Raw genomic sequence first — 13,118 nt, forward strand, 5'->3', positions numbered from 1 at the left:
GAAGGAACAGATCTTCTTTAAAACCACTATATTTACAGCCTTCATGAAGGTCATTTCTCAAATAAAGCTACCGGTAGAGAAAGAGATGGAACTTTTCGAAAAAAAGTTCTTCGAATCCATGTCTTCCAAGGTAGCGCTTCTCAACAGGATCACTCATTACATTGTGAACCGTAAAGGCAAGCAAATGCGACCCATGTTTGTGTTCCTGGTGGCTAAAATGGTTTCTGAAGGAAGTGTGAACGAACGCACTTATCGTGGTGCATCTGTCATTGAGCTAATACATACCGCCACACTCGTGCACGACGATGTGGTGGATGATTCCAACAGAAGAAGAGGTTTTTTCAGTATTAACGCATTATGGAAAAACAAAATCGCTGTCCTTGTAGGTGATTATCTGTTAAGCAAAGGCCTGCTACTTTCCATAGATAATAATGACTTTGATCTGCTGAAGATCATTTCTGTGGCCGTTCGTGAAATGAGCGAAGGTGAGCTGCTGCAAATTGAGAAAGCACGAAGGCTTGATATTACGGAAGCCGTTTATTATGATATCATAAGGCAAAAAACTGCCACCTTGATCGCGGCTTGTTGTAGTCTTGGTGCAGCTTCAGTAAATCCTGAAAGCCCTGATGTCGCAAAGATGCGAAGATTTGGAGAACTAATAGGGATGGCATTCCAGATCAAGGATGATCTTTTCGATTATGGAACAGAGAAAATAGGCAAGCCAACGGGTATCGATATCAAAGAGCAAAAAATGACCCTGCCTTTGATCTACACGCTAAATACAGTTTCTGAAAAAGATCAGAGATGGCTGATCAATTCTATTAAGAATCACAATAAAGACCGTAAAAGAGTTAAGGAGGTGATCGAATTTGTGAAAAATAATGGCGGGCTGGAGTACGCGGTGAAGCGTATGAAGGAATTTCAAAAGGAGGCACTGCTGTTATTACAGGATTATCCAGATTCTGAATACCGGGACAGCTTAGAGCTTATGGTCAATTATGTGATAGAGCGAAAAAAATAAAGCGACACCCGGTGTCGCTTTCAAAATTACTGGACAGTATCATCTGTCGCTTCTTCATTATTTACATCGTCTGTATCGTGAATTTCTTCATCGATCTCCTTACCAACTTTTTTAGCACCACGTTCGATCTTTTCACCAGCTTCTCTGGCACCTTCTTCGATATCATTCCCAATCGCTTCGGCAGCTTCTTCGGTTTTTTGCTGAGTAGTTTCCCGGCAGGAGTACATGCAAATACTCATTGCAGCTACAGCAAGAATCATTACAGTTTTTTTCATCTTTGAAATTTTAAGGGTTTAACTAAAAAAAGCCATTCGAAAGAATGGCTTTAATTTTATTAAGAAAGAAAATGATTATAGATCATCATCACCGTTCATATCGTCAGTTCCTTCTACTTCTTCTTCCATTTCGGTTTCAGCGTCCTCAGCAGCAGCTTCTACTTCCTGACCAGCTTCTTCCATTTCGTTTTCTACGTCTTCACCTGCTTGCTCGATGTCTGCTTCCATGTTTTCTTCAGTAGTTTCTCTACAAGAATAGATAGAAAGGCTCATTGATGCAACTGCAAATAATAATAAGAATTTTTTCATTGTAAAATGTTTAATTAGTTGAAGACACAAATTTAAACAAAATTTTATTATGCAAAAGGACTCTTTTCACTTAAATATTTCCAATATCTTTTAGGGACGTGTTGGATGTGAAGCCGCATATTTACTCGACTTTTGATGTTTGTAGAATCAAAATATTCTTTCCATAAATGCTGAAAGTAGATTTCACCTTCAGCAAAATAGTCTGGATTTCCGCCTGAAATACCAATGTCCTCAGGTAATTCCATAGATACATATTCAGCTTTCTGAAGATCATAATGCACCCCCAGTTTCCGCTTCAGGTCATAGATCAACCAGCGCTGGTCTGCATAACGACTTTTAAAGTGTTTTGTTATCACTGGCAGGACATGAAAGTCTGGCTCGATTACCGCGAAATACAGGTCGTCCTTTGTAAGCCTGAATCGTATGAACGCCTCCATTCGATGCTTTTCACGACCTACCTGCTTTGCAGCTTTAGATATATCCAGTACAGAAGGATGTGAATAATCCAGTTCTGCCTTTTCCCGTGAACTATAGACGTATCGAATCATATCATACATCTTCAATTCGATCCCTGGAATTTCACTTAAGAACGAATAATATAATCTCGTAAATCCATTTGAAGACAACTTCTTCTTCAATGATTTCAATACACGCTGAACTTTAAAATCTTCAGTAATAACTTCGAGAGTTTCACTAAATAATTGCTTCTGGTCTTCGCCTTCAGGAATAATCTCTGCGATTTCCAGTTTTTGTTCATAAGCATTAAACACGCAGGTTAAAAACCCGGGAAAACTGCCATCATATTTAAGTACCACGCTTTTCATTAAAATAAACTAAGTTGCTGGGTAAATTCCTTTCTATATTTACTGAAGGAATTTTGCATAATCAATTGCTTTAGATTTTCACTGCTCACATCCTTTAATTCTTTTTCACGAGCATCGCAGGTAATGAAATATTTGGCTCTATTCATAGAAATCCCGATCTTCTTGAGGTGCTCCCAGTTCAATTTTCGAAATTTTCTAGCCTGAAGTATTTTGTTGACCGATTTTAATCCAATTCCAGGAACGCGTAATAGAAGTTGTTTGTCGACTTTATTAATATCTACAGGAAATAAATGGCGGTTTCTAAGGGCATAACTCAATTTAGGATCAATGTCCATTTCCAGATGCTGAAAGTCATTATTTAAAAGCTCTCGAACATCATATCCATAAAAACGCATAAGCCAATCTGTTTGATACAAACGGTTTTCACGCATCATGGGAACCTGGGTTCCTAAAGCTGGTAATCGAGGATCATTACTTATGGGTACATAACCAGAGTAATAAACCCGTTTCATATTATAATTCTTATAAAAGAATGCGGAGGAATACATGATGTCCCGATCGCTCTCACCCGTAGCTCCAACGATCATTTGGGTGCTTTGTCCCGCGGGAGCATACTTAGGGGTACTCTTGATAAGTTTCGATTCAGATTTGTACTGTATGATTTCATTCTTCACCTTTTCCATAGGTTTCATGAAGTCTTCATGTTTTTTCTCTGGAGCAAGTAGTTTGAGACCAGATTTGGTTGGGATTTCAATATTAACACTTAATCTATCTGCATATAGACCAGCTTCTCTCATTAGTTCATCACTAGCCCCGGGGATACTTTTAAGATGTATATAGCCATTAAAATTTTCTTCTTCTCTTAGTTTTTTGGCTACACGAATCAATCTTTCCATCGTATGATCGGGACTCTTAAAAATCCCGGAACTTAGAAAAAGACCTTCAATATAATTCCTGCGATAGAAGCTTATGGTAAGATCTACAACCTCCTGTACTTTAAAAGCAGCTCTCTTAATATCGTTAGACTTTCGGGTGACGCAGTATGCGCAATCAAATATGCAATGATTCGTAAGAAGTATCTTCAATAAGGAAACACACCGGCCATCTTGAGTATAGGAATGACAAATTCCCATCCCTGAAGAATCACCCAAACCTTTCTTGGTATTAGTTCGTTTGGATCCACTACTAGAACATGAAACATCATATTTAGCAGCATCCGCAAGTATGTTTAATTTTTCTTTTATTCGATCGAAATCCATAATTAGGAATTTATCCAAAAATAGGAAATAATCCATAATTATGCTGACTCCTAAACGATAAAGTATTAGCTCAAAAGATTAATTTTTCTTCAAATATTGATACCCTTCATAAGAATTTGGCTCCTCATCGGCAAGACGAGCAAAATTTTCATAAGCTTTTTTTACCTGAGCTTTTGGGGTAGTGGCGAATTCCTCTTCGGTCACTGCGTAGTTCTTCTGTAGTTCTTTTAGCTCTATAAGTAATTTCTTCTGAATCTCAGCATACTTTAAATCGCCATAAAGATTATTCAACTCTTTTGGATCTGTTTTAAGATCATAAAGTTCCCACTCGTCAATATCATCATAAAAATGGATGAGTTTATACCGTTCTGTTCTTATTCCGTAGTGCCTTTTTACCATATGAAAGGCGGGGAAATCATAATAATGATAGTAAATAGCATTTCTGAAACTCTTATTATTTTCAGGATTGGAGAGTAAGGGTTTCAACGATTTGCCCTGCATTTTTTCAGGAATTTCAGCGCCTGCATAGTCCAGAAAAGTTGGAGCAAAATCCAAGTTTTGAGTTAGTGCATCGATGACAGTTCCTTTTGAAATATTCTTAGGATATTGAATTAGCAAAGGCATAGCTAATGACTCTTCGTACATGAAGCGCTTGTCAAAAAATCCTTTTTCTCCCAAGTAGAATCCCTGGTCTGTCGTATAAACAATAATCGTATTTTCTGTTAAGCCTTCTGCGTCCAGATAATCGAGGATTTTTCCAACGCCTTCATCCACAGCCTGTACTGTACCCATATAATCCCGCATATATCTTTGACCTTTCCATTCTGCAAGATCTTTACCTTTAAGATTTGCTTCATGAAAAGCATCATTTTTAGTCCGGTAGGCGTCATTCCAGTCGGTTCGCTGTTTTACTGTCATGCGTTCAAAATCTGATTTCCAGGGATTGTGTCTTAGTGAATCACTGCCTTTTTTAATGGTCATTTTTAGATCATGACCCTCATACATGTCTTTATAAATGGTTTGCAACTGATGTTGCGCAGCCAGTTGATCTTCGTGCTCACTGTAATAACTTTTTGGAAGTGGAAATTGGATGGAGTCATATGTATTGATGTGCCTGATAGGAGGCATCCAGTTTCTATGCGGAGCTTTATGGTGTACCATGAGGAAGAATGGTTTTTTCTTTTCTTCATCACTACGGTTTTTCAACCAGTCTATACTCATCCCGGTGATAAGGTCTGTCGCGTAACCTTCTACCACGCTGGTATCATTTTCTGTAATAAATTCGGGATTATAGTAATTTCCCTGGTCGTTTAAAATTCGCCAGTGATCGAAACCCTCTGGTTTACCGTGCAAATGCCATTTCCCGATAATAGAAGTTTGGTATCCAACGTTCTTCAAATATTTAGGCAAAGTTGGCTGGGAGCCATCAAAAATATCGCCATTCATTCTAAAGCCATTAAGATGACTGAATTTTCCGGTTAGGATCACAGCCCTGCTGGGACCACAAATAGAATTAGTACAGAAGTTATTCTTAAACAAAGCTCCGTTTTGCGCAATCCTGTCAATATTAGGAGTGGGAGCCAATTGGCTTACGGGATGTCCATAAGCACTGATGGCCTGAGCCGCATGATCGTCTGTCATGATAAACACGATGTTTGGCTTCTGAATATTATTGGGTTCTTTTGGGATTTTTTCCTTACAAGCATTTAAGACGATTGGAAGAAATAGAAAGAGAAAATGAAAGGGACGATTTCGAAATAGCATTAAAATATCTTTTGAGCATTTGAAAAATACAAAAGTTTTATAGGAATTGTTTAAATTTCACCTGCTCACAGTATGCACAATCACCTCAACGAAATGAAAACTAATATAATTAATCTATTGATTACCATAATTTTAACGGTAGTCAATGCCTATTCTCAGGAATTACTTCCACCTATACAAAACTTTAAGCCTTCTGTTTACGATGCGGCGAGCCAGAACTGGGACATTGCCGTAGACGATCGCGGAGTAATTTTTGCCGCAAACAATCAGGGTCTTTTAGAATACGACGGACTCAGCTGGGAGCTGCATAAATTAGAAAGTGGATCCATCATTAGATCGGTGTTGCCTGTAGGAGAAAGAGTTTATACTGGATCTTACAGAGAGTTTGGTTACTGGAAGACCGATGCCAAGGGTCAATTGATTTATCATTCGCTGGGTAAACTTTTAAACAAGCTGGAATTACAGAGTGATGAATTTTGGAGCATGGAGGCTCTTGGAGAAACTATTTACTTCAGATCTTTTGGAGGAGTGTTCAAGTACAAAAATAACGAGATCATCAAAGTTCAGAATCATATTTCCACGGCCATGGAGACTTTTCAAGGTCGGCTAATCATCGCTGAAAGGGGTAAAGGAATTTATCTTCTGAAAAGTGATGACAGCCTGGAGGAACTGGAAGGAGATCTTTCAGCATTGGAAGGCTTGAACATTATTGAACTATTTGCGTTTGGTGATACCTTATATATAGGAAGTAAAAATGCTGTTTTCATTTATTCCGAAGGAGAGCTGAGCAAGCTAAACGATATAGAGCTGAATAACTTTCTTCAGGAATCTGAACTTAATCATATTCTGGGTGTTTCCAACAATAAATTGCTGATTGGTACCATCAAGAATGGGGTAGCAGAATATGATCTTGTTTCTAAAAATCTCAAATTCTTTAATCGTATAAAAGGTCTACAGAATAACACGGTTTTAGGAATGAGTTACCATCATGGAAATTTGTGGCTGGCATTGGACAAGGGCATCGATAAGCTGGATCTCGAATCCCCTGTGGAATTCTTTACAGATCATTCTGGGGAGCTGGGCGCTGTTTACGATATTGAAATGTTCGAGGATAATATATATCTGGCCAGTAATACAGGGGTACATACGTTCAAAGATGGAAACCTGAAATTACTGGACGGAAGCCAGGATCATGTTTGGAATCTGGAAGTTCTGAATAATCAACTTTTTGTTAATCACAATACGGGCATCTATAAAGTGAAGAATGCCAGCTTCAATCCTGTGAAAAAAAGAACAGGTAGCTTCTGTATTGAAAAAGTACCCGGCAAAGACAATCTTTATCTGGTTGGCGAGTATACAGGAATTAGTACTTATGATGAAAGGTCGCAACAGGTAAGCGAACTGGAAGGTATCAACTTTCCCGTTAAGCAAATCGTATTCGAAAATGACCAGGTGTTCTGGGCAGCCCATCCCTACGAAGGTTTGTATAGAATTACCCATGATAACTTTCAAAATATTGAAGTCGAGAAGTTCCCTGTTATAGGTAAAGAGGACAACTACAGAGTAAAACTATATCATCTCAACGGACAGATCATATGCTATGTGAATGGTAAATGGTACAGATACAATCCATTTAAGGTGAGTTTTGAAGTCTTTACGGAATTTGAAGAACTGCGTGGTTTAAGATTACTTCAGGATGCTGGCAATTTTTCGATCTTTAATAATGAAGAAAATGGGGCATTGTTATTTACAGATTTTAAGGAATTAAATCTCAGGTTTTCCAGTGATCGCTTAGGCAACAGGCTGGTCAAAGCGAATGAAAATGTAATTATGGTAAATGATTCTGTGTATTACATAACTTTAAACGACGGTTTCGCCAAACTGAACCTCGTTTCTTTCCAGAAAGATAATTCAGTAGCAAATGGATCTAGCGCATTTATAAAGAAGTTTACAGATAATCACGGTATATATGATCTAAATTCTACTCCTACTTTGCAATACAGGACATCCGGCAATATTCAGGTACAGATTGGTGCCCCAGATATCAATTGGAATCAATTGTCTTATAAATTGAAGGGTGAAGAAGAATACAGGGGCGAGGTTGGCAGCGATGGCTGGTTGACCCTTAGAAATCTTTCTTACGGGGATTATGCTCTGGAAATTGTTCACAATCGGGATGGGGAAGCAGAAGAAGTTCTTGCCAAATACGAATTTGGAATTGCTCCGCCATGGTACTTGTCTGCCTGGATAAAAGCCTTCTATGTATTGCTTTTTATCGTTCTCATTGTCATGGTTTTTTTAATTAACAGGAGAAAACTCAAGAAGCATCAGCAACAACTGGAGGAAAAATTTGAAGAAGAACATCAGGAAAGGCTAGCTAGAATTGAACATGATCGACTGGTAAATGAAATTGATCTGAAAAGAAAGGAACTCGCCAACACCACCATGATGGCAGCAAAGAAGAACGAGGTGCTCATGGAAATTCAAAGTGAGCTTTCCAAAGACAAGAATTCATTCTCCAACCAGTATAGAATGAAACATATCATGAATAAGATCAACGCTGCAGTTAAAAGCAAAGATGAATGGAAAGTTTTTGAAACCAATTTTAATGAAGTCCACGAAGATTTCTTTAAGGATATCTTAGCAGAATATCCAAAACTTTCCAGTAAGGATCTCAAACTATGTTCGTATCTAAAAATGAATTTGAGCTCGAAAGAAATTGCTCCTTTAATGGGTATTTCAGTTCGAGGTGTTGAAGTACACAGATACCGTTTAAGAAAAAAAATGGCCTTGGAAAGCGATGTGAATTTGACAAAATTCCTGATAAAGAATTTTTAAATTATCAATAAAAAGTACTAAATATTACCAAATTTTAGTACTACAAAACTACATCAACTTATAAATTATGCTTTTCTAAATTACTTCAAAACTAATGTAAACCTCATTATAACAGTGTCTTATGTTTTTTCTGGGCTTGTAGTAGTAGATGTGTACTACAACGATTGCGTAAAATCTGAGCTTGGATGTATATTGTGACCTCAAATAAGCATAAACACCCAACAAGTATGAAGGTAAAATTACTATTAGCCTGTGTAATTTTTGGAGTAAGTTCTCTACTCGCTCAAGCACAGCAAACCAAAACCATTAGTGGTATCATTACAGACACAGGTGGTGTTCCATTACCTGGTGCTGAAATCAAGGTGACAGACAAAGACATTTTTGATGTGACAGACTTCGACGGGAACTTTAGTCTCGAAGGTGTAGCAGTAGGAGATACATTCAGGGTTACTTTCTTAGGATTTAAACAGCAGATTGTCGAGATCACTTCTGCCAGCGAGTATAATATTTCTTTGGAAGAGGATGCAGGCCAATTGGATGAAGTGGTAGTGGTAGGATATGGAACTCAGAAAAAAAGAGATCTTACCGGGGCGATCGTTTCAGTAGATTCAGAAGAAATTGAGAAAACACCAACTTCTAATGTGATGCAGTCTTTACAGGGTAAAGTTTCTGGTGTGCAGATCGTTAGTGCGGGTTCACCTGGAGACTCCCCTACAGTGCGAATTAGAGGACTAGGTACTTACCAGGATGCAACCAATGTACTTTATGTAGTTGATGGAACTTTATATGATAATATTGATTTTCTAAATACAAAGGATATTAAATCCATAAATGTTCTGAAGGATGCTTCATCTTCAGCAATATACGGGGTAAGAGCGGCCAATGGAGTTGTGATCATCGAGACCAAGTCTGGTAAGAAGAATCAAAAACCTCAGATCGAATATGATGGTTATACCGGGATTCAACGAGCTCAGAATGTACTCAAAATGGCTAATGCCGAGCAATTTACTACCATGGCTTACGAATCTGGCTCTGCTCCAGATGTACAATTTGTTTTGAATGCCATGGAGCGCTATGGCAGAAGCAGGATTAATCCAAACGTACCAGCTGTAAATACCGACTGGTACGAAGAAGTTCTTCGAGATGGTATCATTCAGAACCACAGTATTGGGATTTCAGGAGGAGCTGAAAAAGTGGCGTATTCTGTTGGTGCCAACTACTTTGGCCAGGAGGGGATACTGGATATGAAGAATGAATACGAGAGATTTAACCTTCGATCTAAAATAGATGTTGATGTTTCAGATAGATTTAAAGCTGGACTAAACACTGTTTTCAGTAATGCTACAAAGTATGCACCTGAGAACGCAGCATGGTTCAAATCATATTTTGCGGTGCCTATCATGCCGGTACTTGATCCTACTAATACAGAGGCACAACCAATTCCTTATTCAAATGCTCAAAACCTTGGATACAGGGGAACTCAAAATCCATTTACAGACCTTACTTATAATGAGAACAGGCTGAAGATTAGAAAGATTCTTGCCAGTGTTTACTTTCAATACGAGATAATTCCAGAATTACTGGATTTTAAAACCACTTATAGTCATAACTATTCGGCATTGGAGGAACGTTATGTGGATCTTCCATATACTTTAGGAAATAATGTGGAAAGAAGATCCAGCATTCGAAGAGCAAATAATACATTTTCCAATCAGTACTGGGATAATATCTTAACCTATCAAAATGATTTTGGTGCGCATGATCTTACTGTAATGGCCGGTGCATCTTATCGAGATGAGGCGAGCAATAATTTTGCAGCGACAGGAACTGATATCGCTGGTATCAAACTTGAGTCAAGCTGGTACCTGGATTTCGCAGATAATGAATCTTTTAATAACAACGTTAGTGAAATTGGAAGAAGGTATTACGGAATTTCTTACTTCGGAAGGATCGCCTACAATTTTGACGACAAATATCTTCTCTACGGAACTTTCAGAGCTGATGGCTCTTCAAAATTCACCAAAGATCCATGGGGTTATTTCCCTTCTGTAGGAGCTGGTTGGGTGATTTCTGAAGAAGAATTTATGCAGGATAATGGAGTTGTAGATTTTCTTAAGCTTAGAGCGAGCTGGGGTAAACTGGGGAATGATAATGTAGCTGCCAGTGATGGATCGAATACCATTTCAGTAATAACAGCAGCACTGGGTGAACAACCAGTTTCAGGAATAACTTCTACCAGCGTATTCTCTAACAATACCTGGGAAATCATCGAGGAAAAGAACTTCGGTGTTAATATAGAAGCTTTAGATAACAGGCTGTCTATTGATGCAGATTACTATATAAGAGATACAAAAGATGCCATACTACCGGTATTCATTCCTATCATTAACCGAAGTGTAAATCAGAATTCAGGGACCATTAGGAATGAAGGTCTGGAACTTGCCGTAAACTGGAACCAGTCTGTAAACGATGACTTTAGCTATAGAATTGGGGCGAATTTCACCACGATAAACAATGAAGCTTTAGAGATCGCCAATGAGAGTGGTTATATAGATTCAGGTTCAGCAGAATTTCGTCAAAGAACACAGGAAGGTGGACCTCTATTTGCCTTTTATGGTTATGAAAGAACCGGTGTGTATCAAAACCAGGCACAGATCGATGCAGATCCAATCGCTGTAAATAACAATCTGGTTCCCGGGGATCTTATCTTTAAAGATCAGAATGGGGATGGCGTGATCGATGATGCCGATAGAGTAATTCTTGGATCATTTCTTCCAGACTTCACCTTTGGTGGAAATATAGGATTCAATTATAAGAACTGGGATTTCTCCACAAGTTTTTATGGACAGGTTGGGAACGAGATCCTAAACCGTAAGCGTGGAGAGATCATCTTTACCAATGATACGAATATGGATGCAGATCTTGCCATTAACAGATGGCATGGTGAGGGTACTAGTAATAGCTATCCGTCATCTGCAGGACTTCGCAAAGTATGGAACCAGAAATTGAGCGACTTTTGGGTAGAAGAAGGAGATTTCTTCAGAATCCAGAATATCCAGTTCGGTTATACGATCGAGAGTTCTTCACTGCCTCAAACCAGACTGTATTTTACAGCTGAAAGACCTTTCACTTTCTTTGACTACAATGGTTTTGATCCTGAAGTATCAAATGGAGTAGACAGACAAACGTATCCAATACCTTCAGTATATACTATTGGACTAAACATTAAAATTTAAAAAAACACGATATGAAAAGAATTGATAGATCAGTAATTCTTGGCGTATTTTCTATGCTTTTCCTTGCTACTGCAATTTCGTGTAGCGATAAGCTGGATACGCGGGAAGGACAATTAAACACTGGCGACCTGGATTATACAAATACCAGTGACATGATCCAGCCTGTAATTGGAGCATATTACGAGTTTTCAACCAGGGGTTGGGAAGAACCTTTACTATTGGGCGTAAGAGGTGATGATGTGAATGCGGGTGGAGAAGGTGATCAACAACCTTTTTCTGCGACAGATAAATTTACGTACGACAAAGATTACTGGATGTACAACTCCCTGTGGAATGTACATTACAATGACATCGTGAATATGAATACCGCCATCCTTCAGGTAGAATCTTTTAAAGAATTTGCGGAAGGGAATGACGTTGCGAAGGCAGACCAGTACATTTCTGAAATTAGTGTTTTAAGAGCCTGGTTTCATTTAAACCTGGCAAGAACCTGGGAAGATGTGTTTATCATCACCTCGAACCAACCGGCAAGTGAAGTTGAAGCAGGACCGGCCTCAAAAGCTGAAGTTATGCAGTGGATCGTAGACCAAATGGATGCTGCAATTCTAAATCTGCCAGATATGAGACCTAACCAGCGAACCGATATTCCTGGTGGTGTAACAAAATATACCGCGCTGGCCATACAGGCATTGGCTTACCAGGAACTTGAAGATTACCAGGGAGTGGCAACTTCTACAGCCGAGATCATCAATAATGGCGGATTCTCGTTATATAACGATTTCTATCAGCTATTTAAAAAGCCAGGAGAACTAAGCGATGAAAGTCTGCTGGAAATGCAGTATTCAGATTTTGGTCAGGAAAGTGGTGGAGAAGTGTATCATCTATACGCTCCATTTGGACCATCCAACTGGACGCCGGCCAGAGAGAATGCCAGCAGTGGCTGGGGATTCTACGAGCCTAGCATGAAATGGATCGAATTTATGATCAACAGAGGTGAAGAGCGACGTTTGGAAACTTCAGTATTGTTTACAGACAGAGGGATCGCTGCCCTGGAAGCTAATGGTGTGAACGTTCCTGGTTTTATCGATAATACGACAGAATCTGGCGATGTGATCAATGATTATGCGCGTGCGCTATTTGCCAGCGGGAAACACTACTTACCATCTGTACAATTAACCGATGGTAGAAATGATTATGGTGCTGGAAAGAATAACATTGTTATACGATACGCCGAAATCTTACTGATGTACGCTGAAGCCGTTACTCATGGAGCTTCTGCATCTGCAGTATCAGCAGATCAGGCTGTAAATATGGTGAGAGAACGTGCCGGACTTTCATCAATCTCAGCAGTCAGCACTCAGGATGTGCTTGATGAAAAATTCGCGGAACTGGCTATGGAATGGGGCAAACGGTACTATGATCTTATAAGATTAGATGAGTATGATGAACTCAGCTATGATGGAAGAAGCTTTTCTGCTGCCAATGAATATCTGCCTTATCCTCAGGCTCAGGTGGATGCATTGCCTCTAAATGCCACTGCAGTAGACAGGAATACAGTGATGAATGAGATTTTGAACCAACTAAACTAATTA

9 protein-coding genes are annotated in these 13,118 nt (G+C 39.0%); 4 read left to right on the plus strand and 5 right to left on the minus strand.

All coding sequences use genetic code 11. The features are described 5' to 3' along the window. Positions 1 to 43 precede the first annotated feature (43 nt). Positions 44 to 1,021 (plus strand): polyprenyl synthetase family protein, encoded by a 978-nt coding sequence (locus G529_RS0103995; RefSeq protein ID WP_026914320.1) that lies wholly within the window; start codon positions 44 to 46, stop codon positions 1,019 to 1,021. Positions 1,022 to 1,047: 26 nt separating this feature from the next. Here the strand turns inward: G529_RS0103995 and G529_RS0104000 are convergent, their stop codons facing one another. The 5 genes from G529_RS0104000 to G529_RS0104020 all read right to left on the minus strand — a co-directional run bounded on the left by G529_RS0104000 (position 1,048) and on the right by G529_RS0104020 (position 5,452). Then, positions 1,048 to 1,296, minus strand: a complete 249-nt coding sequence (locus tag G529_RS0104000; RefSeq protein ID WP_026914321.1) for a hypothetical protein — start codon at positions 1,294 to 1,296, stop codon at positions 1,048 to 1,050. 75 nt (positions 1,297 to 1,371) lie between these two features. Further along, positions 1,372 to 1,605, minus strand: a complete 234-nt coding sequence (locus tag G529_RS0104005; RefSeq protein ID WP_026914322.1) for a hypothetical protein — start codon at positions 1,603 to 1,605, stop codon at positions 1,372 to 1,374. Positions 1,606 to 1,652: 47 nt separating this feature from the next. Further along, positions 1,653 to 2,429, minus strand: coding sequence for a TIGR03915 family putative DNA repair protein (locus tag G529_RS0104010; RefSeq protein WP_026914323.1), 777 nt, complete (start codon positions 2,427 to 2,429; stop codon positions 1,653 to 1,655). Further along, entirely contained in the window at positions 2,429 to 3,688 is a 1,260-nt protein-coding gene (locus G529_RS0104015; protein ID WP_026914324.1) for a putative DNA modification/repair radical SAM protein, read from the minus strand. Before G529_RS0104015 ends, G529_RS0104010 begins: the two co-directional genes overlap by 1 nt. Before the next feature lie 78 nt (positions 3,689 to 3,766). Then, complete coding sequence (locus G529_RS0104020) at positions 3,767 to 5,452, minus strand: sulfatase family protein (RefSeq protein WP_026914325.1); 1,686 nt, start codon at positions 5,450 to 5,452, stop codon at positions 3,767 to 3,769. A 93-nt stretch (positions 5,453 to 5,545) separates the two neighbouring features. On the opposite strand from G529_RS0104020, the gene G529_RS0104025 reads away from it, so the two are divergent. The 3 genes from G529_RS0104025 (at position 5,546) to G529_RS15435 (ending at position 13,115) form a co-directional block, all read left to right on the plus strand. Continuing rightward, positions 5,546 to 8,290: a helix-turn-helix and ligand-binding sensor domain-containing protein gene (locus G529_RS0104025; protein WP_026914326.1), complete on the plus strand. Its 2,745-nt coding sequence runs from the start codon at positions 5,546 to 5,548 to the stop codon at positions 8,288 to 8,290. 227 nt (positions 8,291 to 8,517) lie between these two features. Next, positions 8,518 to 11,526 carry a SusC/RagA family TonB-linked outer membrane protein gene (locus G529_RS0104030; RefSeq protein ID WP_026914327.1) on the plus strand — a complete coding sequence of 1,003 codons (3,009 nt, stop codon included), beginning with the start codon at positions 8,518 to 8,520 and terminating at the stop codon, positions 11,524 to 11,526. Positions 11,527 to 11,537: 11 nt separating this feature from the next. Beyond that, a complete protein-coding gene (locus G529_RS15435; protein ID WP_051201329.1) occupies positions 11,538 to 13,115 on the plus strand; it encodes a RagB/SusD family nutrient uptake outer membrane protein in 1,578 nt (525 codons plus the stop codon). Positions 13,116 to 13,118: the final 3 nt, after the last annotated feature.

Source organism: Christiangramia portivictoriae DSM 23547, from assembly GCF_000423045.1.
Classification (GTDB): Bacteria; Bacteroidota; Bacteroidia; order Flavobacteriales; family Flavobacteriaceae; genus Christiangramia; species Christiangramia portivictoriae.